At 60.0% G+C, this 21,756-nt stretch carries 17 protein-coding genes; 8 read left to right on the forward strand and 9 right to left on the reverse strand.

The window, feature by feature from the left end; genetic code table 11:
• Positions 1-84: 84 nt before the first annotated feature.
• The 5 genes from PspS35_RS14660 (at position 85) to PspS35_RS14680 (ending at position 6,465) form a co-directional block, all read left to right on the forward strand.
• Positions 85-1,623 carry an acyl-CoA dehydrogenase family protein gene (locus tag PspS35_RS14660; RefSeq protein WP_159935468.1) on the forward strand — a complete coding sequence of 513 codons (1,539 nt, stop codon included), beginning with the start codon at positions 85-87 and terminating at the stop codon, positions 1,621-1,623.
• 1 nt (position 1,624) lies between these two features.
• Entirely contained in the window at positions 1,625-3,241 is a 1,617-nt protein-coding gene (locus PspS35_RS14665; protein WP_159935469.1) for a cytochrome P450, read from the forward strand.
• On the forward strand, positions 3,238-4,089 hold the full coding sequence (locus PspS35_RS14670) for an alpha/beta hydrolase (RefSeq protein ID WP_159935470.1): 852 nt from the start codon (positions 3,238-3,240) through the stop codon (positions 4,087-4,089). Before PspS35_RS14665 ends, PspS35_RS14670 begins: the two co-directional genes overlap by 4 nt.
• A 117-nt stretch (positions 4,090-4,206) precedes the next feature.
• Positions 4,207-5,310, forward strand: coding sequence for an enoyl-CoA hydratase/isomerase family protein (locus tag PspS35_RS14675; RefSeq protein ID WP_159935471.1), 1,104 nt, complete (start codon positions 4,207-4,209; stop codon positions 5,308-5,310).
• A gap of 3 nt (positions 5,311-5,313) precedes the next feature.
• Positions 5,314-6,465 (forward strand): acyl-CoA dehydrogenase family protein, encoded by a 1,152-nt coding sequence (locus PspS35_RS14680; RefSeq protein WP_159935472.1) that lies wholly within the window; start codon positions 5,314-5,316, stop codon positions 6,463-6,465.
• Positions 6,466-6,549: 84 nt separating this feature from the next.
• Here PspS35_RS14680 and PspS35_RS14685 read toward each other — a convergent pair whose 3' ends face one another.
• From PspS35_RS14685 to PspS35_RS14700, 4 genes are read right to left on the reverse strand one after another with little or no spacing between them, the layout of a single operon-like run.
• Positions 6,550-7,323: an enoyl-CoA hydratase gene (locus PspS35_RS14685; protein WP_159935473.1), complete on the reverse strand. Its 774-nt coding sequence runs from the start codon at positions 7,321-7,323 to the stop codon at positions 6,550-6,552.
• A gap of 11 nt (positions 7,324-7,334) precedes the next feature.
• Positions 7,335-8,462 carry an acyl-CoA dehydrogenase gene (locus PspS35_RS14690; protein WP_159935474.1) on the reverse strand — a complete coding sequence of 376 codons (1,128 nt, stop codon included), beginning with the start codon at positions 8,460-8,462 and terminating at the stop codon, positions 7,335-7,337.
• 9 nt (positions 8,463-8,471) lie between these two features.
• Positions 8,472-9,656: an acetyl-CoA C-acyltransferase gene (locus PspS35_RS14695; RefSeq protein WP_159935475.1), complete on the reverse strand. Its 1,185-nt coding sequence runs from the start codon at positions 9,654-9,656 to the stop codon at positions 8,472-8,474.
• Positions 9,657-9,668: 12 nt separating this feature from the next.
• Complete coding sequence (locus tag PspS35_RS14700; protein ID WP_159935476.1) at positions 9,669-10,436, reverse strand: SDR family NAD(P)-dependent oxidoreductase; 768 nt, start codon at positions 10,434-10,436, stop codon at positions 9,669-9,671.
• 323 nt (positions 10,437-10,759) lie between these two features.
• Between PspS35_RS14700 and PspS35_RS14710 the strand changes: the two genes are divergently transcribed.
• From PspS35_RS14710 to PspS35_RS14720, 3 genes are all read left to right on the forward strand, one after another.
• Positions 10,760-11,818 carry a tetratricopeptide repeat protein gene (locus PspS35_RS14710; protein WP_159935478.1) on the forward strand — a complete coding sequence of 353 codons (1,059 nt, stop codon included), beginning with the start codon at positions 10,760-10,762 and terminating at the stop codon, positions 11,816-11,818.
• A 111-nt stretch (positions 11,819-11,929) separates the two neighbouring features.
• Positions 11,930-13,429 (forward strand): ATPase domain-containing protein, encoded by a 1,500-nt coding sequence (locus PspS35_RS14715; protein ID WP_159935479.1) that lies wholly within the window; start codon positions 11,930-11,932, stop codon positions 13,427-13,429.
• Positions 13,429-15,099, forward strand: a complete 1,671-nt coding sequence (locus tag PspS35_RS14720) for an ATP-binding protein (protein ID WP_159935480.1) — start codon at positions 13,429-13,431, stop codon at positions 15,097-15,099. The genes PspS35_RS14715 and PspS35_RS14720 overlap by 1 nt, the downstream gene beginning before the upstream one ends.
• Positions 15,100-15,161: 62 nt before the next feature.
• Here the strand turns inward: PspS35_RS14720 and PspS35_RS14725 are convergent, their stop codons facing one another.
• The 5 genes from PspS35_RS14725 to PspS35_RS14745 all read right to left on the reverse strand — a co-directional run bounded on the left by PspS35_RS14725 (position 15,162) and on the right by PspS35_RS14745 (position 21,729).
• A complete protein-coding gene (locus PspS35_RS14725; RefSeq protein ID WP_159935481.1) occupies positions 15,162-15,539 on the reverse strand; it encodes a response regulator in 378 nt (125 codons plus the stop codon).
• 78 nt (positions 15,540-15,617) lie between these two features.
• Complete coding sequence (locus tag PspS35_RS14730) at positions 15,618-16,811, reverse strand: hybrid sensor histidine kinase/response regulator (RefSeq protein ID WP_159935482.1); 1,194 nt, start codon at positions 16,809-16,811, stop codon at positions 15,618-15,620.
• Entirely contained in the window at positions 16,805-17,404 is a 600-nt protein-coding gene (locus PspS35_RS14735) for a chemotaxis protein CheB (RefSeq protein WP_159935483.1), read from the reverse strand. The genes PspS35_RS14730 and PspS35_RS14735 overlap by 7 nt, the downstream gene beginning before the upstream one ends.
• A complete protein-coding gene (locus PspS35_RS14740; RefSeq protein ID WP_159935484.1) occupies positions 17,401-18,216 on the reverse strand; it encodes a protein-glutamate O-methyltransferase CheR in 816 nt (271 codons plus the stop codon). Before PspS35_RS14740 ends, PspS35_RS14735 begins: the two co-directional genes overlap by 4 nt.
• A gap of 15 nt (positions 18,217-18,231) precedes the next feature.
• Positions 18,232-21,729, reverse strand: coding sequence for a response regulator (locus PspS35_RS14745; RefSeq protein WP_159935485.1), 3,498 nt, complete (start codon positions 21,727-21,729; stop codon positions 18,232-18,234).
• Positions 21,730-21,756 lie beyond the last annotated feature (27 nt).

Here is a 21,756-nt window from a genome sequence, read left to right on the forward strand (position 1 = left end):
GCCATGGACGCTACTTTTAAAGCGCTGTTCAGTTCCACCCTGTTTGAGCCACGACAACGACATCGTCTCAGCCTTCGGGCTTACATGGACCTAACTATCAAGCGCATGCATGCGATTTTTGATAGCGGTGCCATCAATAATGACTTGTGGTTGGGGCAACCACGTCAACGGGAGTTCGCCAATCTCTGCGAAATAATGGGCTGGCTGGGCGCATTCGATTACGCCCTGCACTCCTCTATCGTCGACCATATGATCGCCGTCGATGCCCTGTTCAACCACGCCAGCCCTCGCCAACTGACGCGTTATCGTGATGAAGCCCTGCGCCTGCGCAAGGTCTACGCCTTCGGCTGCACGGAAGCGGCCATGGGTACCGACGTGCGCCATTTGCAAACCCAAGTGACATACGATCATCAACGACAGCGACTAATCCTCCACTCCCCCTCCCCTCAAGCCTGCAAATGCTGGATAGGCAACGCCTTGCACGCGGCCCAGGTGGTGATGGTGATTGCGCGCCTGATCGTTGGCGGCAAGGACGAGGGGCTTCACTGGTTTCGCGTGAAGATTCGCCAACGAGAAAACGGCCGCCTCAAAGACGGTGTTCGAGTAATGGCTTGCGATCCCAAGGGCGGTATTCATGCCAATCAAGTCGCGGCAATCCGCTTCGAGCATATGGAACTTCCGGTCGATGCGCTGATGCAACGACACGCGCACTTTACCCCGGAAGGAAGCTTTGTCAGCGACCTGCCGTTGGATGAACGCTTCATTGATTCGTTGAAGACCTTCCTTCAAGAGCGGCTGTTGTTCATGGCCGGCATTCGCCACAACGCGGGCCTCGCTGCGCACCTGGGGTATCGGTTTGCCCAGCACCGCCTGATCCAAGGGCCAGATGGCCGTATGCCGCTCCTCAGTCAACCGCTGTTTCGTCAGCGCCTCTACGCCATACAGCTCAAGGCCTTGGCGCTCAAATACTTGGAGCAAGCAATACGCAAGCGCTTCGAGGCGAATTGGGCGCAACTCGCCCGACGCAAGGAGTTGCACGTATTGGCCGCACTGGACAAGTCAGTCGGTGCCTGGCTGGGGCTCGACGTGATAGCCCTGTCCCGCGAGCTGTGCGGTTCCCAGGGCTTTCACCATTACAACCAGATCGTCACGCAGCGTATGGACTGCGAAGTCGCCAATACGTTCGCCGGTGACAGCTCGGTGATGGCGTACCAAATCATCAAGAAGGCGTTGGAGCGCCCACGATTTGTCGACAACCCGCCCACCAATATCGGCCAGTGTGTGGAAGCAAAGATCGTCGCGCAATGTACCGAGGCCGGTGGGTATACCCATCAACAGGCCTTGGGCATGGCCTACGCCAGGGCACTTGACCTGATCGTTCAGGAAGTCGAAAGCCATCAACTGCCGGATCGGGAAATATGTGTCGACCTGATTCAAGTGTTCCGCCCACTGTTGCATACCTGGCTGGACGCCAGTGCCGACACCCTCAGCCAGCACGCCACCCCGGAGCGGATTGTGAGCCTGGCCGGCCTGCTCAGGCCTCCGCAGGCCCTGGTCAGCGCGCCGATCGATAAGCCTGATTACATCAGTCAATTCACGCGTCCATTGTATGAGGAGCAATGAAATGGCCCTTCAGAGAAAACCTGATTTCTCAGATCCGAAAGTCATCAGCGATCCCTACCCGGCCTTCGCTTGGCTGCGCACGCACGACCCAGTGCATTGGTGCAAACACCACAAGGCTTGGATGCTCACCCTTTTTGAGGACGTTAACGCCGCGCAGGCAGATGCAGGGCGTTACTCATCCAATCGAATGCGCCAACTGGTGGACGCGCAATTACCCCTGCAAAAACGTGCCGTGTTGGAACCCTTTGTCGAGAAGGCAAAGCGCTGGATGTACGCGCAGGATGGCAAGGAGCATGAGGCTGGACGCAGAGTGTTGGGTAAAACATTCAGCCCGGCCTCTATCGACGCGCTTGAAGGTGCGATTCAACAGATTGTCGACGACCAACTGAAGCAGTTGAGCCCTCGTCCGGAAATGATGGCTGAGCTGTTCAACAAGATTCCGGCGCTGATTCTCGCGCATTTGTTCGGTATACCAACCGAAGACGCGTTGAAAATCAGGAACTGGACCGACGCAATTATCGTGTGCATGGTGGGCAGCACCGACCCCGCTTATGGCCCCAATGAGGCGCTACAGGCTATCGAAGAGATGTACGCCTATTTTTCGCGGCTCATTGGTCAACGCCGACGTGCGCCCGAACACGACCTGGTCAGTCAAGTGATCGCTGCTGGCGACAAAGCGGGTATGAGTGAGGAAGACGGCCTGGCTCAACTGGCATTCATCCTGGTTGCCGCCACCACCACCAGTGCCGATCAATTGGGAATCATCTTGTTCTACCTGCTGGACAAGCCCAAGCGATGGGCGCAAGTCAGGAACGACCCCGGTACGCTAAACGACGTTATAGAAGAAATACTGCGCATTTGCCCGGCGGGTCAACTCAGTCACAGGGTACTGACTGAGGATGTAGTTTTGCGCGGTAAAACGCTGCACAAAGGCGAGTTGGTGTTTCTGATGCGGGCGGCCGCCAATCGCGATCCGGTGCACTTTTCCCGCCCCGATCAGTTCAATTTGAAGCGCCAGAAGCAAGACCACTTGGCTTTTGGGCGCGGTCCGCATTTCTGCATGGGCCGGCTGCTTTTCAAATTGGAGGCCCATATTTTGTTTACTGCCCTGCTGCAGCGTTTTCCGCACATGCGCCTCATTAAAGGGCAGCCGCCGCGCTGGCGCGACAACAGCCTGCAGTTTCGCGGTCTAAGTCGGATCCCGGTGGATTTGGCTCTGACCGATGATGTTATTACCCGTTGTTTTTCCGCGGCGCCTTGGGAAAAGAAAGGCGGCTACTGTCGCGCATTGCGCGCCGGCAACCTCATCATGACCAGTGGCACCGTCGCGTTCGATGAGCGAGGCGAGCCTTTTGCCCACGACGATGTCTATGGTCAGACTTGGCGATGCCTGGAGATTATCGAGACCGCGCTCAAGCAACTGGGCACCGATCGTACACGCGTGATCGCCACGCGCATGTACACCACCGACATGGCGCTGTGGCAGGAAATCCTCAAGGCCCATAAGGCGTTTTTTAACGGTTGTGAACCGACGACGATGTTGCTGTGTGTAAAGGCGCTGATCGCACCTGTATATCTGATTGAAATCGAAGCCCAGGCCATGGCTGGCAACCCATGAACGTGGCCAGTGAACGTCAGGCGGTACGCGATGCAGTGGTCATGCATGTAAGCGACATCACGCTCACCACCAAGGGCGGGCCAGTGCCGGTCAGGCTGTATCGGCCGGCGCACCCGGGTCCCGCGCAGGTCCTGATGTTTTTCCACGGGGGCGGCTGGGTCGCAGGCGACCTGGACACCCATGACAGTTTCTGCCGAGTCATGTGTGAGTGGGCCGGCTGCGCAGTGGTGGCAGTGCACTACGCCCGGCCGCCGGAGCATCGTTTTCCCAGGGCGGTGGAAGACTGTTACGCCGCTACCGAATGGATAGCACACCAAGGTCCCGACCTGGGATTGACGCCCTCGCGCATGGCAGTCGCAGGCGGCGGTTCGGGGGGAGGCTTGGCTGCCGTAATTTGCCAGATTGCCAGGGATCTGGAAGGACCCGACATAGCTTTTCAGTTGCTGCTGTATCCGGTACTTGACTGCCTGGCGCGCAATCGGTCCCGAGGGCAATTCGCCGAGGGATTTGGCTTGACCAGCAAAAAGTTGGATGAGTATCTGAACCACTACGTGCCCCGAGGTATTGCGTTGGATCACCCTTGGTTGTCGCCCGCGCGAACTGCATGCTTTAACGGGTTGCCCGCCGCTCTGATCGTTACCGCCGGCTGTGACCTGCTGCGCGATGAAGGGCGTGCTTATGCTCGCCGCCTGAAAAAAGCCGGTGTGCCGGTGCGTCACAAGGAATATCCAGGCATGCGCCACGGTTTTATCAACTACCCCTCTGCGGATCTGCAGGCCAGACGCGCCATCCTGCTTTGCGTCGAAGCGTTGGCGGGCCATTTCAGGAGAACTCGCACCTCTGCATAAATGCAAAAACGACCTGCATGATTGACGGTTGTACTGTGCAAATTTGCACTGGTACGATCACGAGAGCGTTCGCCCACGAACCTCTTGATAAAGAACAATAAAAGCAGGGAGTTAGAGATGACTGCTCAGGTTTCATCCGAAGCAAGCCGTGCCGATACACCTCAGGAAGAGGTGCTGGCCGACGTCCGCAACCATATCGGCCACCTCACCCTCAACCGCCCCGCCGGTCTGAACGCCATTACCCTGGACATGGTGCGCCGCCTGACCCGGCAACTGCAGGCCTGGTCAGACGACCCATCGGTCTACGCCGTGGTCCTGCGCGGTGCTGGCGACAAGGCCTTTTGTGCTGGCGGCGATATCCGCTCTCTCTACGACAGCTTCAAGAACGGCGACACCCTCCACGAAGACTTCTTCGTCGAGGAGTACGCCCTAGACCTCGCCATCCACCACTACCGTAAACCCGTACTGGCGCTGATGGATGGGTTTGTCCTGGGCGGCGGCATGGGCCTCGTACAAGGTGCGGATCTACGCGTTGTCACTGAGCGCAGCCGCCTGGGTATGCCGGAAGTAGCTATCGGTTACTTCCCAGACGTGGGCGGCAGCTACTTCCTGTCACGCATTCCCGGCGAACTGGGGATTTACCTCGGCGTCACCGGGGTGCAGATCCGCGCAGCCGATGCACTGTATTGTGGGTTGGCAGACTGGTACCTCGACAGCGCCAGGCTGGCCGAGCTGGACCAGAAGCTCGACCACCTGCACTGGCACGACTCCCCCCTCAAGGACTTGCAAGGCATGCTGGCGAAGCTGGCGGTGCAGCAACTGCCCGATGCGCCGCTGGCGATCTTGCGCCCGGCGATCGACCACTTCTTTGCATTGCCGGATGCCCCTAGCATCGTCGAGCAATTGCAGGCCGTCACGGTCGCTGATAGCCATGAATGGGCACTCAACACGGCCCAACTGATGCAGACCCGCTCCCCCCTGGCTATGGCTGTCACCCTGCAAATGCTGCGCAAGGGCCGCCGTCTTTCACTGGAGCAGTGTTTTGCCCTGGAACTGCACCTGGACCGCCAGTGGTTCAAGCGCGGCGACCTGATCGAAGGCGTACGTGCCCTGATCATCGACAAAGACAAGACCCCACGCTGGAACCCGCCCACCCTGCATGGGTTGGCGGCTGCCCATGTCGAGAGCTTCTTCCAACAGTTCGAGCAGATTGCGAGATAAGCCATGCAAGACATTGAATACACAGAAGAACAAGTCATGATTCGCGACATGGCGCGTGACTTCGCCCGGGGCGAAATCGCCCCGTACGCGCAAGCCTGGGAAAAAGCCGGCTGGATCGACGACAACCTGGTGGCCAAGATGGGCGAACTGGGCCTGTTGGGCATGGTGGTGCCGGAAGAATGGGGGGGCACCTACGTCGATTACGTGGCTTACGCCCTGGCGGTGGAAGAAATTTCCGCAGGGGATGGCGCCACCGGCGCACTGATGAGTATCCACAATTCAGTGGGTTGCGGGCCAATCCTCAACTACGGCACAACAGAACAGAAAGAAACCTGGCTGGCCGAGCTTGCCAGCGGCCAGGCAATTGGTTGCTTCTGCCTCACCGAACCCCAGGCCGGCTCCGAAGCCCACAACCTGCGCACCCGCGCCGAACTGCGTGACGGCCAGTGGGTAATCAACGGCGCCAAGCAATTTGTGAGCAACGGCAAGCGCGCCAAACTTGCCATCGTGTTTGCTGTAACTGACCCGGACTTAGGCAAGAAGGGCATTTCCGCCTTCCTGGTGCCCACCGACACACCAGGCTTTGTTGTCGACCGTACCGAACACAAGATGGGTATTCGTGCTTCGGACACCTGCGCCGTCACCCTCAACCAATGCACGGTGCCTGCGGCCAACCTGCTGGGCGAGCGTGGCAAAGGCCTGGCAATTGCGCTGTCCAACCTCGAAGGCGGGCGCATCGGCATTGCGGCTCAGGCACTGGGCATCGCTCGCGCGGCGTTTGAAGCGGCGCTGGCCTATGCCCGTGACCGCGTGCAGTTCGACAAGGCAATTATCGAACACCAGAGCGTGGCCAACCTGCTGGCCGACATGCAAACCCGACTGAACGCGGCCCGCTTGCTGATCCTGCACGCCGCGCGCCTGCGCAGCGCCGGCAAGCCCTGCCTGTCGGAAGCGTCCCAGGCCAAGCTGTTTGCCTCGGAAATGGCGGAGAAGGTCTGTTCTTCAGCGATGCAGATACATGGCGGTTATGGATACTTGGAGGATTACCCGGTCGAGCGATACTACCGGGATGCGCGGATCACCCAGATCTACGAAGGGACCAGCGAGATTCAGCGGATGGTGATTGCCAGGGAGCTGAAGAACTACCAGCTCTGACTGACACACCGCAAACCCAATGTGGGCTCAGTCAAGGGCCCTGTGGCGAGGGAGCAAGCGGCCTCGCCACAGGCTCACGCAGGCTTACTTGTCTTTGAATTCCGGCGCACGCTTGGCCACAAACGCGGCCATGCCTTCCTTCTGATCCAGCGTCGCAAACGCCGCATGGAACACCCGACGTTCAAAGCGCACGCCTTCGGACAGGCTTACTTCAAACGCACGGTTCACGCTTTCCTTGACCATCATGCTGATCGGCACCGACTTGCCGGCAATCAGAGTGGCGACTTTCAGCGCTTCTTCCAGCAACTCATCGGCCGGCACGATCCGCGCTACGATCCCGCAACGCTCGGCTTCCACCGCGTCGATAAAGCGCCCGGTCAGGCACATTTCCATGGCCTTGGCCTTGCCCACGGCGCGGGTCAGGCGCTGGGTGCCGCCCATGCCCGGCAGTACGCCGAGGTTGATTTCCGGTTGGCCGAACTTAGCGCCGTCGCCCGCCAGGATGAAGTCGCACATCAGCGCCAATTCGCACCCACCGCCCAGGGCAAAGCCGTTAACGGCGGCAATGATCGGCTTGCGGCGGTTGGCCACGCGGTCGCTGTCGCTGAACAGGTCGTCGAGGTAGATCTGCGGGTAAGTCAGCTCGGCCATTTCCTTGATGTCGGCTCCAGCGGCGAAGGCCTTCTTCGAGCCGGTCAACACGATGCAACCGATGTTCGGGTCGGCCTCCAGGCCGTCCAGCGCCTGGTTCAATTCGCTGACCAGTTGCGCGTTCAGGGCATTCAGGGCTTGGGGGCGATTCAGGGTAATCAGCCCGACACGGCCTTGGACCTCGAGCAAAATGGTTTCGTAACTCATGTATCGGCTCCTTAGAGATTGCGTGAGATGACCATGCGTTGAATATCGCTGGTGCCTTCGTAAATCTGGCAGACCCGCACATCGCGGTAGATCCGCTCCAGGGGGAAGTCGCTCAGGTAACCGTAACCGCCCAGGGTTTGCAAGGCGGCCGAACAGACTTTCTCGGCCATTTCCGAGGCGAACAGCTTGGCCATTGAGGCTTCGACCAACGCAGGCTTGCCGCTGTCCCGCAGGGCCGCGGCGTAATGCACCATCTGACGCGCCACGGCGATTTGCGTGGCCATGTCCGCCAAGCGGAATGCCACAGCCTGATGTTCGATCAGGGGTTTACCGAAGCTTTCGCGCTCACGGGCGTAGTCACGGGCCGCCTCAAACGCGGCGCGGGCCATGCCCACCGATTGCGAAGCGATGCCCACGCGACCGCCCTCGAGGTTGGCCAGAGCGATCTTGTAACCCTCGCCCTCTTCGCCCAACCGGTTGGCCACCGGCACCTTCAGGTCTTCAAACAGGATCTGGCAGGTATCGGACGCATGCTGGCCCAGCTTGTCCTCGACCCGCGCCACGCTATAGCCCGGTGCGTCGGTGGGCACGATAAACGCGCTGATCCCGCGCTTTCCGGCTGCGGGGTCGGTCACGGCAAACACAATCACCACCCCAGCGTTTTGCCCGGAGGTGATGAACTGCTTGCAGCCGTTGAGCACGTAGTGGTCGCCTTCGAGCCGCGCGCGGGTTTTCAGGCTGCTGGCGTCGGAGCCGGCCTGCGGTTCGGTCAGGGCAAAAGCACCGAGCATGGCGCCACTGGCCAGGGGCGTGAGGAACTGTTCTTTCTGTTGCGCGTTGCCGAACTTGAGGATCGGCACGCAACCAACCGAGTTGTGCACGCTCATGATGGTCGAGCAGGCGCCATCACCGGCGGCGATTTCTTCCAGGGCCATGGCATAAGCCAGATAGCCGGTGTCGCAACCACCCCACTGCTCCGGCACCAGCATGCCGAAAAAACCCAGTTCGGCCATTTCGCCGATGGCTTCCTTGGGAAAGCGGTGCTCGCGGTCCCATTCGGCGGCGAAGGGTTTGAGACGTTCTTGGGCGAATTGCCGGGCCGCGTCGCTGATTTGCAGTTGTTCGTCATTGGGCAGCATCGTGGCTCCTTAATACAGGCATTCAACGGCCATGGCCGTGGCTTCACCACCGCCGATGCAGATGGCGGCAACGCCACGTTTGAGGCCCTTCTGGCGCAGGGCCGAGAGCAACGTCACCAGGATGCGTGCTCCCGAGGCGCCAATCGGATGGCCGAGGGCGCAGGCTCCGCCGTGCACGTTGACCTTGGCGTGGGGGATTTCCAGCTTGCTCATGGTCACCAGGCTGACCACCGCGAAGGCTTCGTTGATCTCGAACAGATCCACTTCATCCAGCGTCCAGCCGGTTTTGCTCATCAGCTTGCGAATCGCGCCCACCGGCGCCACGGGAAACAGGCCTGGCTCATCGGCGAACGCGGCATGCCCATGGATCACGGCAAGTGGCTTGAGCCCACGTTTGTGCGCCTCGGACTCGCGCATCAACAGCAACGCCGCCGCACCGTCGGAAATCGAGCTGGAGTTGGCCGCCGTCACCGTGCCGCCTTCGCGGAACGCCGGCTTGAGGCTGGCGATCTTGTCCAGCTTGGCCTTTGGGGGTTGTTCATCATGCAGGATGGTTTTTTGCTCTTTACCGACTGTGACCTGCACCGGGACGATTTCGGCGGCGAAGTTGCCGTGGGTGATCGCGTCCTGGGCACGGGTCAGGGAAGCAATGGCAAACGCATCCTGGGCCTCGCGGCTAAAACCGTTATGCAAAGCGCAATCTTCGGCGAAGGTGCCCATCAGGCGGCCTTTGTCGTAGGCGTCCTCAAGCCCATCGAGAAACATGTGGTCCAGCACACGGCCATGGCCCATGCGGTAGCCGCTGCGGGCGCGGTCCAACAGGTACGGTGCGTTGGACATGCTTTCCATGCCCCCAGCAATCACCACGTCGACGCTGCCGGCCAACAGTGAATCATGGGCCAGGATCGCAGCCTCCATGCCTGAGCCACACATCTTGTTGAGGGTGGTGCAACGGGTGGACTTGTCCAATCCAGCGCCCAAGGCGGCTTGCCGTGCCGGCGCCTGGCCCAGACCTGCTGGCAGTACACAGCCAAACAGCACCTCATCCACGGCGTCAGTGGCGATACCGGCACGCTCGACCGCTGCACGAATTGCGGCAGCGCCGAGCTGTGGCGCGGTCAGGCCCTTGAGGTCGCCCTGGAAGCCGCCCATGGGCGTGCGCACGGCGCTGACAATTACAATGGGATCACTCATGAATATTCCTCCTTACTTGGCCGCCATACGCAAGGCGCCGTCGAGACGGATCACCTCGCCGTTGAGCATGCTGTTTTCGATGATATGGCGTACCAGTGCAGCGTATTCGGCGGGCTTGCCCAAGCGTGGGGGGAATGGCACGCCAGCGGCGAGGGAGTCGCGCACCTCGGGGGTCATGCCGGCCATCATCGGGGTTTCGAAAATACCTGGGGCGATTGTCATGACCCGAATACCGAAGCGCGCCAGCTCACGCGCAGCAGGCAGTGTCAGGCTGGCAATCGCGCCTTTGGACGCGGCATACGCCGCTTGCCCAATCTGCCCGTCGAACGCCGCCACGGAGGCGGTATTGATGATCACGCCGCGCTCACCGTCGGCATTCGCTTGAGTTTCAGCGATGGCCGCAGCGGCCAGGCGCAACAAGTTGAAGCTGCCGATCAAATTGACATTGATCACCTGGGCAAAGCTCGCCAGCGCGTGGGGCCCGTTCTTTCCGAGGATTTTCTCGCCACGTACCACGCCTGCGCAGTTAACCAGCCCGTGCAAACCGCCAAAGGCGGTAACCGTGGCCTGCACTGCGGCCTCAGCAGCGGCTTCCTGGCTGATATCAGCCACTGTGCTGCGCGCGTTGTCACCCAATTGCGCGGCTTTGGCTGCCACTGCGTCGGCATTCAAATCCACCAGCATCACCTTTGCACCGGCAGCTACCAGCATGTCAGCAGTGGCCGCGCCGAGGCCTGAGGCGCCGCCGCTGACCAAAAAAACCTTGTTCTGAATCTGCATCGTTGTTTCCTTGAGCTGTGGACCAAGTACGGAGCGTATTGGCCAAATACTCGCGCTAGCGCAGTGCTGCGGCAATGGTCAAAGCCTTCAACTTGGCTGACTGTTTTGGCCAACGCCGCCGTTGATCTATACCCAGCTGGAAACCCGCCGGGTCAGCTTGAGCCAGGGGCAGGCCTCGTGCGAAAGGATCATAAGCACGTCACTGCCCTTCCCTATACGGAACCGGTGGAGTACGTGCTCACCTGAGGTGGGTTTGACACCTGCCCTGGTCTGACCGAAGCTGACGGCCTTTGTGATAGCTGCTCAAGCTTTTGGACGCCTGCATGTCAAAGTCACGCCGTTACGCCATCGTCGGCCTGTGCGCCCTGTTCTTCATTGTGCTGATCACCTGGTATTTCTCACGTTCCACCCCGGTGGCGGTGGCGCCCGCCATTGCCCATGGTTATTCCAAGGCCCTTAAGCAGGCGCGTAACGGCGAGCCTGGCGCCGCCCGTGTGCTGTACCAGCAATTGGGCCGCCCGGACCTGTCCGATGAGCGCCGGGCGGCGTTACACGCCGAACTGCCCAACTACCCGAGCCCGCAGGCCCTCAAGCTGGCGGATAAAGACCTGACCAGCGACTCACCGCGGGTACGCGAAGCCGCGATCCACAGCATCATGGGCCTGGTGCCCAGCGGCCAGCGCACCCTGCTGCTGGGCCCGTTGTTGGATGACCCCGAACAAAGCGTGCGTTTTGCCGCCGCCAATGCCTTGCTCGGTCTGTCACCGGATACCCTGGGGCTGTACTTCGGACCTTTGCAGCAGGTGCTCGATGAGTTCGTAAAGACACTCAAGGCCCAGCCAGAAACCGCCGAAGGCTGGATTCAATTGGCTCGTCTGTATATCCATAGCGCCCTGCTGCCGGATGCGCAGAATGCCCTGGAACAAGCCATGCGCTTGCAGCCCGACAACCTGCAGGCCGTGGTTGCGCAAATCGAATTGTTGGATAAACAAGGCAAGACCGACGAGTCCCGCCAGTTGCTGGCCCGCCAACTGGCGGCGCACCCCGAATCCGCCTATCTGCAGAACGCCCTCGGCCTGTGGCTGCTGCACCATGGCGAGCGGCCTTATGCGTTGCTCGGCCTGTCCAAGGCGGTGGAACTGGAGCCGGAGAACCAGGACTATCGCTACGATCTGGCCACTACCCTGCATGCCCAGCAGGAACTGGAAGCCGCGCAACGCCAATTGGAAGAGATCGTTCAACGCCACCCCGCCAACCGCAAGGCCAGGGTGCTGCTGGTCAACTATTGGAAAGAAAGCGGCCAATTGCAGAATGTCCAAGTGTTGCTCGCGCAACTGGAACAACAGAATCCGGACGACCCCGCACTGCAACAAGGCCTGTAGCCACTAAAAATTGATCCATTCGTTGAACGGCTACACAGCCCTACGGTCAAGTGAACATGGCGTGTCGTGACTGGCATGCCCCTCAACCTGTACGTGACCCGAGGGCACTTCTTGTCTACATCCAAAGAGTTGTTCAGTGAAAAGGCGGCAACCGGCATCGAAGGTCTTGATGACATTCTGTCCGGAGGGCTATCGCGCAGCCACCTGTTCCTGCTGGAAGGCGAACCCGGCACCGGTAAAACCACCGTGGCCCTGCATTTCCTCCAGGCCGGGGCAAAAAACGGCGAACGGTCCTTGTATATCACCTTGTCGGAGACTGAGCGCGAGCTGCGCCAGGGCGCCAAGTCCCACGGTTGGGACCTGGATGACCACATCCATATTTTTGAACTCACCCCGCCGGAAAGCCTGCTCAATGCCGAGCATCAGCAGAGCCTGCTCTACTCCTCGGACCTTGAACTGGGTGAAGCCACGCGGCAGATCTTCGAGGTGGTGGAACGGGTCAAGCCGACCCGGGTGGTCATCGACAGCCTCTCCGAGATCCGCCTGCTGGCGCAGAGCTCGTTGCGTTATCGCCGGCAGATCCTCGCGATCAAACACTACTTCGTACGTTACGACGCCACCGTGCTGCTGCTGGACGACCTGACCACCGAATCCCTGGACAAAACCGTGCACAGCGTCGCCCACGGCGTGATCCGCCTGGAAGAGTTGACGCCGAACTACGGCGCTGAACGCCGCCGCGTACGGGTAGTGAAATACCGTGGCCAGAAGTATCGCGGCGGGTTCCACGACTTCACCATCATGCAGGACGGGGTGCACGTATTCCCGCGCCTGGTGGCGGCCGAACACCGCGGTGGCTACAACCGCCAGACGCTCACCAGCGGCATCAGCGAGATGGACTCACTGCTGGGTGGCGGCATCGAGACCGGCTCCAGCAGCCTGATCCTCGGCCCGGCCGGTACCGGTAAATCGCTGATCTCGATGATCTTCGCCGCCGCCGCCGTGTCACGCGGTGAAAAGGCTGCGCTGTTTATCTTCGACGAAGAGTTGGGTCTGTTGTTCGAGCGCATGAAAAACATGGGCATCGACCTCGAAGCTCTACAGGCCACCGGCAACCTGATGATCGAGCAAGTGGACGCCGCCGAATTGTCTCCTGGGGAGTTTTCCCACCGGGTACGCCGAGCCGTCGACGAGGCCGGCATCAAAACCGTGGTGATCGACAGCATCAACGGTTACCAGGCGGCGATGCCGGAAGAAAACGCGCTGATCCTGCACATGCACGAGTTGCTGCTGTACCTCAACCGTCGCGGTGCGGCCACCTTCATGACCGTCGCCCAACATGGATTGGTCGGTGATATGCAAGCACCGGTCGACATCACCTACCTGGCCGACACGGTGATTCTGCTGCGTTACTTCGAGGCGTTGGGCAAGGTTCGCCGTGCTATTTCAATCATCAAGAAACGCACTGGCTCCCATGAGTCGACGATTCGCGAATATCGCATCGGCAGCCGTGGCCTGACCGTCGGCGAACCCTTGGATAACTTCCAGGGCGTGTTGCGCGGCATCCCAACGTACATGGGCGCCGGCTCCCCTTTGCTCAAGGATGAGGGATAGTGCCCACTCTACCTGGCGTCTCCGAGCGTGCGATCATCCTGGCCCCGTTGGGGCGCGACAGTTCGTTGGCGCTGATGATGCTCAACGAAGCCGGCTATTGCGGCATCGTCGCCACCCACCTGCCGATGTTGTGCGACGCTCTGGAACAAGGCGCGGGCCTGCTCATCATCGCCGCCGAAGCGCTGCGTGGCATCGATCTGGGGCCGCTGCTGGAGCATTTGCATCAGCAACCGGCCTGGTCGGATATGCCCATTGTGCTGATGACCCATCACGGCGGCATTGAACAGAACGGCTCGTCTCATCTGAGCGGTTTGCTGGGCAATGTGACCTTCCTGGAGCGACCGTTCCATCCCGTGACGCTGATCAGTCTGGTCAGCACCGCGTTGCGCGGTCGGCGCCGGCAGTACGACGCCCGCGACCGCTTGATCGACCTGAGCGAAAGTGAGCTGCGCCTGCAACGCACCCTGGAAACCCTCGAACAGCAAGTCGAGGAGCGCACCGCGCAACTGCGCAACAATGAAGAAGCCTTGCGCCAGTCGCAAAAAATGGAAGCCGTCGGCCAATTGACTGGCGGCATCGCGCATGACTTCAACAACATGCTCACCGGGATTATCGGTAGCCTCGAGCTCCTGCGAAGGCGTGTGTCCCGTGGCAAATTGGACGACCTCGACAGCCTGATCGACCTGGGTGTCACCTCAGCCAACCGTGCCGCCGGCCTGACGCACCGCCTGCTGGCCTTTTCCCGTCGCCAGTCCCTGGACTCCAAACCGGTGAACATCAATGAGCTGGTCAGCTCCATGGGCGAACTGCTGCAGCGCAGCATCAACGAAAGCATCACCCTGGATATGCGCCTGACCGAGCAGCCGTGGACCGCCGAGGCGGACCCCAATCAACTGGAAAGCGCCCTGCTCAACCTGGTGCTCAATGCCCGCGATGCGATGCCCAATGGCGGCAACCTGGTAGTGGAAACCACCAACCGCCATTTGGACAGTGTATTCACCGCCGCGTACGGCACCCTCATCCCCGGTGACTACGTAGAGCTGAGCATCCGCGACAACGGTTGCGGTATCCCCGAAAGCGTTATCGGCCGGGTGTTTGACCCGTTCTTCACGACCAAACCCATTGGCCAGGGCACGGGCCTTGGGTTGTCGATGATCTATGGCTTCGCGCGCCAATCCCACGGCCACGTCACCATTCACAGTGAAGTGGGTGAAGGCACCACCGTCAGTTTGTTCCTGCCGCGGTTTATGGGGGAAATGAAGGTGGCCGAGCCGTTGGACCTAACGCTGTTGCCGGTTGCCAATGCCGGCGAGACCGTGCTGATCGTCGAGGACGACCCCGCCGTACGCGTGTTGGTGTGTGCGGTGCTCAAGGAATTGGGCTATGGCTTTGTCGAAGCGGGAGACGCCAACACGGCATTGCCGATCATCGAGTCGGACCAGCGTATTGACCTGATGATCAGCGACGTCGGCCTGCCGGGCATGAACGGCCGGCAAATGGCGGAAATCGGCCGGCAATTGCGGCCGCAGCTCAAGGTGTTGTTCATCACGGGGTATGCCGAACATGCGGCGGTGCGGGGCGGTTTCCTCGACCCCGGCATGCAACTGATCACCAAGCCGTTCACATTTGATCTGTTAACGGCAAAAGTACGCGAAATGATCAGGGAGTGAGAGGCGCGCAACCCTAAGGTTTACGCGATGGGCTGCTGCGCAGCCCTGATGCGCGCGGGCTGTCAGGCCAGCAGCTGCTGGATATGCTCGTGCAGCGTGTCGAGGTCGAACGGCTTGGCCAAGATTGGCGCATTGCGCGTAATCGGGCTGTTGCAATCGAGGATTTCCTGCGGGTAACCGCTGATAAAGATCACCTTCAACTCCGGCCGCAACTGGATCGCCGGCTCAGCGATCTGCACCCCGGAAATCCCGCCGGGCAGGCGGTAGTCGGTGACCATCAGGTCCAGGTGCGGCTTGGTCGCCAGAATCTCGAAGGCTTCCTTGCCGTTTATCGCCTTCAGAACCCTATAGCCCAGGCCTGCCAGGTATTCACCCAGCACGAACATAATGGATTCGTCGTCCTCGACGATCAGTACGACATCTTGTGCATCTTCACTCATGGGAAGCCTTTGTCCGGTCAATTGCTGCAAGTACGACCATACGGTCACGCAGAGGTTGCGTCGGGGTGACGATTGATTTCATGTGGACGGACTCAGAGGCAGGCAGACACGGAACAAGGCGCCTTCGCCGATCTGGCTTTCGACTTCGATGGTACCGCCATGGGCCGCCACGATCTGCTCGGAAATAAACAGCCCAAGGCCCAGCCCCGCCGCCACTTGGCTGGCGGATACACGCTCGAACTGCTGGAAAATACGCTTCTGGTTCTCTTCGCTGATGCCAATGCCACGGTCACGCACTTCAATCCGGGCTTCACCATGCTCGGCATACACCCGTACGTCCACTGGGCTCTTGGCCCCATAGCGCAGGGCATTGGTCAGCAGATTGGTCACCACTTGTTCGATGCGGAACTCGTCCCAGTTGCCCTCTACAGACCCTTCGGCAACCAGTTGCATTGAGGAGTCGGCTGCGGCCACTTGCGGTGCAAAGTTGTGCACCAGGCTGCTGACCAACTGCGTCAGGTCAAAGCGCGCGGGGCGGATCGACAGCTTGCCGGTGCGGATGCGCGACACGTCGAGCATGTCTTCGATCAAACGGATCAAGCTCTGGATCTGGCGCTCATCGCGGTCAACCATTGCGTGCATCTTGTCCAGGGTGAACGCCGCTGCGTTGTCCCGGGCGAGGTGCATCTTGCGCAGCTGCGTCTCCAGGATCAGCCCGTTGAGCGGCGTACGCACCTCGTGGGCGACGATCGACATAAAGTCGTCACGCATGCGCACCGCCTGTTCCAGCTCTGCCTGAGTGGCCTGCAAGCGTGCCAACAGCAGTTCCTGCTCGCGACGGCTGCGCTCCAGGGCTTCAACCTGTTGTTTCATCGCCTTGCTCTGGCGGTACAGGTCGACAAAGATATTGACCTTGCTCTTGACCGCATGGATATCCAGCGGTTTGTGCAAAAAGTCGACGGCGCCGCTTTCATAGCCCTTGAACGCATAGTTCAGCTCACGCCCGGCTGCACTCACGAACACAATCGGAATGTTCTTGGTCTTTTCGGTGCCGCGCATCAGTTCAGCCAACTCGAAGCCGTTCATGCCGGGCATTTGCACGTCGAGAATCGCCATGGCGAACTCGTGCTCCAGCAACAGCGACAAGGCCTCATCGGCGCTCAAGGCCTTGAAGACCTGACGGTCCTCACGCTTGATCAGCGCTTCGAGGGCGAGCAGGTTTTCCGGCAGATCGTCGACGATCAGCAGTTTGGCCTGGACAGTACTTAACATGGGGAGGATTCCAGCAAAGCCAGCAACGAGCCAATCTGGCTCAGAGTCATAATGTGGTCAGGTGTGTGTAACGCCAGGGCCGCCAGGGGCATTACGGCAATCCGCGCTTCCTTGGGGTCCTGTACCACCGTGGTGCCGCCGCACTGGTGAGCGTGGACCAGTCCGCGCGCACCGTCCTGGTTGGCGCCCGTCAGCAGAATCGCCAACAGGCCTTTGCCATAGGTATCGGCAGCCGATGCAAACAGGTAATCAATCGCCGGCCGCGAATGGTGCACACGGTCTTCCTGGCTCAGGGACAGGCTGCGGTCATGCTCCACCGACAAGTGATAGCCAGGCCCGGCAAAATACAAGGTGCCCGCCTCGATCACTTCTTTGTCCCGCGCTTCATGTACCGGGACCCGCAGACGCCGGGCAAACACTTCGGCCAACTGGCTGCGGCGCTCATCCGGCAAGTGCAGCACCGCAATGATTGGCAGCCCGAAGCCCTCAGGCAGGTCGGCAAAAATAGTCAGCAACGCCTCGACACCGCCGGCGGACGCGCCGACGACGATGGCTTCGATCCCGCGAACCGGGCTGGTTGCAACGTCGTTCATGATTTGCGGTAGATCCGTTCCTGCTTGACCAAGGGTTCGAATTGCTTGCTGTAGGCAGAAAAATCCAAGGTCTCTTTGCTGCCCAACACCAGAAAGCCGCGATGACACAGCGACTCATGAAACAACCCAAACGCTCTATCCTGAAGCTTTTTATTGAAGTAAATCAATACGTTACGACACGAAATTAATTGAGTTTCTGAGAATACACTGTCGGTCGCCAAACTGTGGTCAGCAAAGGTGACATTCTCACGCAGCGTCTTGTCGAAGATCGCGTAATCGTAAGCCGCAGTGTAGTAGTCGGCAAATGAACGTTGTCCACCCGCCTGCTGATAGTTGGCGGTGTAGGCACGCACATTCGCCAGGGAGAAGATGCCCTGCTTGGCTTTATCCAGCGAGGCCGGGTTGATATCGGTAGCGTAGATGATCGTGCGCTCCAGCAACCCCTCTTCGCGCAGCAGAATCGCCATGGAGTACACCTCTTCCCCTGTGCTGCAGCCAGCGATCCAGATCTTGATCGAGGGATAGGTTTTGAGCAGCGGCACCACCTCTTGGCGGATCGCCAGGAAGTGCGAAGGGTCGCGAAACATCTCGCTCACCGGGATCGTCAAGAATTGCAGCAACTGCATAAACGCCGCCGGGTCGTGCAGCACCCGCTCCTGCAATGCCGAAATCGTCGCGCAGTCAAACTGGCGCAAGGCATGGGCCACACGGCGCTTGACCGACGCGCCGGAATAGTCGCGAAAGTCATAGCTGTATTTGAGGTAAATCGCCTCGATCAACAGGCGCAGCTCAATATCGCTGCTTTTTTCCAAAAAACAGTGCTCCACTTAAATGCGTTCCATCTTCGGTAGCCACACGCGAATCAGCGAGAACAGACGGTCCAGGTCAATCGGCTTGGCCAGGTAATCGTTGGAGCCCGCCGCAAGGCAACGCTCCTGATCGTCCTTCATCGCCTTGGCCGTTACCGCGATAATCGGCAGTTTCTTCCAACGCGGGTCCTGGCGGATCAAGGCAGTTGCTTCGTAGCCGTCCATCTCCGGCATCATCACGTCCATCAGCACCAGGTCGATGTCTTCGACTTCATTGAGTTTGTCGATGGCTTCGCGGCCATTACGCCCGATGACCACCACGGCGCCTTTGTGCTCCAGGGCGCTGGTCAGGGCGAAGATGTTACGCACATCATCATCCACCAGCAGGATTTTGCGCCCCTCGAAGACCTTGTCGCGGCTGCGGGCGGTCTTGAGCATCTTCTGGCGTTCATGGGACAGCTGGGATTCGATTTTGTGCAGAAAGAGTGTGACCTCATCCAGCAGGCGTTCCGGTGAACGCGCGCCCTTGATGATGATAGAGCGCGAATATTTGCGCAGTTCGGCCTCTTCATCGCGTGTCAGGTTGCGCCCGGTGTAGACGATCACGGGCGGGAACGAGCAGATGTCTTCGGTGGCCATGCGCTTGAGCAGCTCGTTGCCGAGCATGTCCGGGAGCTTGAGGTCGATGATCATGCAGTCGTAGACGTTGCTACGCAGCAGGTCGAGCGCTTCCTGGGCAAAGCCGACGGCGGTGATCTCGATATCGTCGTCGCCGATCAGGCGGGCGATGCTATCGCGTTGCAGGTCGTCGTCTTCGACCAGCAGTACGCGCTTGACCTTCTGGGTCAGCTTGGCTTCCAGGCGCGCAAACACGTCCTTGAGCTCTTCGCGGGTGGTGGGTTTGACCGCATACCCGATGGCGCCCATGTGCATGGCGGCTTCGACACGGTCTTCCACGGAAATCACATGCACGGGGATATGGCGCGTGTTGGCGTGCTCCTTGAGGCGCTGCAGCACGGTCAAGCCGGAATGGTCCGGCAAGCGCATGTCCAGCAGGATCGCGTCGGGAATGTATTCCTCGGCCAGGTTGTAGCCTTCATCGGCACCATGGGCCACCAGGCAGTGGTAACCCAGTTCGTGGGCCAGGTCGAACAGGATGCGCGCAAAGTTGGGCTCGTCTTCCACCACCAGGATGCAACGGGTGGTGAATGGCGCCTTGTCACGGTCATCGGCAAAGCGTGGGATCAGGTTCGCATCAGCCATCGGCAACGGCGAGACCTTGACTGGCGTCGGTGCTGGCGCCGCCACGGCGTGGCGTGGTTGTTCGATGGGCGGCGCGTCTGCCTCGCGTTCTATGTACTGCTGCGGCAACACCAGGGTAAACACACTGCCCTTGCCCGGTTCACTGGTCACGCTGATATAGCCACCGAGCAAGGTGGCCAGGTCGCGGGAAATCGACAGGCCCAGCCCCGTACCGCCATAACGGCGGTTGGTGGTGCCGTCGGCCTGGCGGAAGGCTTCGAAGATGCTTTCCTGCTGGTCCGGGGCGATGCCGATACCAGAATCGCGCACGGTGAAGGCAATGCCCTCCCCCGGCGCGCGGGATACGGACAAGCTGACGTCGCCCTGCTCAGTGAACTTGACCGCGTTGGACAGCAGGTTTTTCAGGATCTGCTCCAGGCGCTGGCGATCGGTGAACAGCATGAGCGGAGCGCCGGGCTGCACTTCCACCTGGAACCCCAGCTTGCGATCAGCCGCCAGCGGCTCGAACATGCCACGCAGCCCGTCCACCAGCCGCGCCACACTGGAGTTTTCCGGGCGAACTTCCAGCTTGCCGGCTTCCACCTTGGAAATGTCCAGAATATCGTTGATCAGGTTGAGCAGATCATTGCCGGCCGAGTAGATCGATTCGGCGAACTTGACCTGTTCGGCGCTGAGGTTTTCCTGGGGATTCTCGGCCAGCAACTTGGCCAGGATCAGCGAACTGTTGAGCGGTGTGCGCAGTTCATGGGACATGTTGGCGAGGAATTCGGATTTGTACTTGCTGGAGCGCTGCAATTCGTCGGCGCGCTCTTCCAGCTCACGCTGGGCCTGGTTGAGCTCGATGTTCTTGTGGTCCATGGCGTCGCGCTGCTCGGCCAGCGTCTGGGTTTGCTCGGCCAGTTGCTCGTTGGTCTGTTCCAGCTCGGCCTGTTGGGTTTCCAGGTGGGCCTGGGACTCCTTGAGGATGCGTGACTGCTCTTCCAGCTCCTCGTTGGCCGTCTTGAGTTCTTCTTGCTGCACTTGCAGCTCTTCGTTGAGCTGCTGGGTTTCGGCCAGCACTTCCTGCAGACGCTGGCGATAACGCGCGGCCTCAATGGAGGTGCCAATGTTACCGGCGATCAGTTCCAGCAATTCGACATCGCGCTCATCCAGTGTGCGCAAGAAGCCCAGCTCGATCACTCCATTGACGCGGTCGTCATCGCTGGTCGGCATCACCAGCACGCTGCGGGTGGTGCCTTCGCCGAGGCCAGAGCTGACTTTGAAGTAGTCCACCGGCACATCGTCCAGGCGAATCAGGCGATCAAGCTGTGCCGCCTGGCCGACGATGCCTTCATCGGCGTAGATCGACTGTTCCAACTGCTCCTGATCGCGGGAGAAACCATACGTGGCCACCCGCTTGAGGCCTCCGTGTTCCTCACGAACATACAGCGCCGCCACCGCCGACCCCATGTATTGGGCGAAAAACTGCAGGATATTGCGCCCCAGCATGTTCAAGGTCAGTTGGCCCAGCACTTGCTCCGCCAGTTCGGTTTGCCCGTTGCGCAGCCAAGCCTGCTGTTCCAGGCGAAGTGCGATCTTCTGTTGTGAGGCGAGGGTCTTGGCGTAATTGCCTGATAGCGCAATTAGATTCTTCCTGCCGATATACGCCAGAAAGCCACTCAAGCCGAGTACGAACGCCAGGTAAAGGGTGACACTGATCACCGTAGTACGCGTGACTTCCTCGTTGCGGGTAAGACGGAACTGCTGCTCCATCGCCACGGCTTCGTCGTACTCCTTACGAATCTCATCGGTCAGGCGTTTGCCACGGCCGGCCTTGACCGCACTGCGGTAATCACCACTCTGGCGCTGCATATCAATCATCGACTGAGCGTATGTGTTCCACTCGGCCTGCATGGCCTCCAACCTCTTCAGCCGGTCGACCTGTTGCGGGTTGTCCGCCACCAGCTCCTGCAAATTACGCAGATCGGCAATGATCCGCGGCTTGGCCACCTCGTACGGGTCGAGGAAATGCTCGTCACCGGTGATCAGAAAGCCGCGCATGCCGGTTTCCAGGTCCACCGTCAGCTTGGACGACTCGTTGAGGTTGTTGATGACCCGGTCGGTGTGCTCCACCCACTTGATCACCGTCAGCAAATAGGTAATCAGGCAGACGAAAAACACTGCGCTGAGAACACCCACCCCGAGAGGCAGGGCCACATTTCGGCTCAGGAGGTTACGAAAGCTTTTTTCATCGACTGACGACGCGGGAGTCATGGGCATGCCTTGGCCAAGTGCGGAAAA

The organism is Pseudomonas sp. S35 (assembly GCF_009866765.1).
GTDB lineage: Bacteria > Pseudomonadota > Gammaproteobacteria > Pseudomonadales > Pseudomonadaceae > Aquipseudomonas.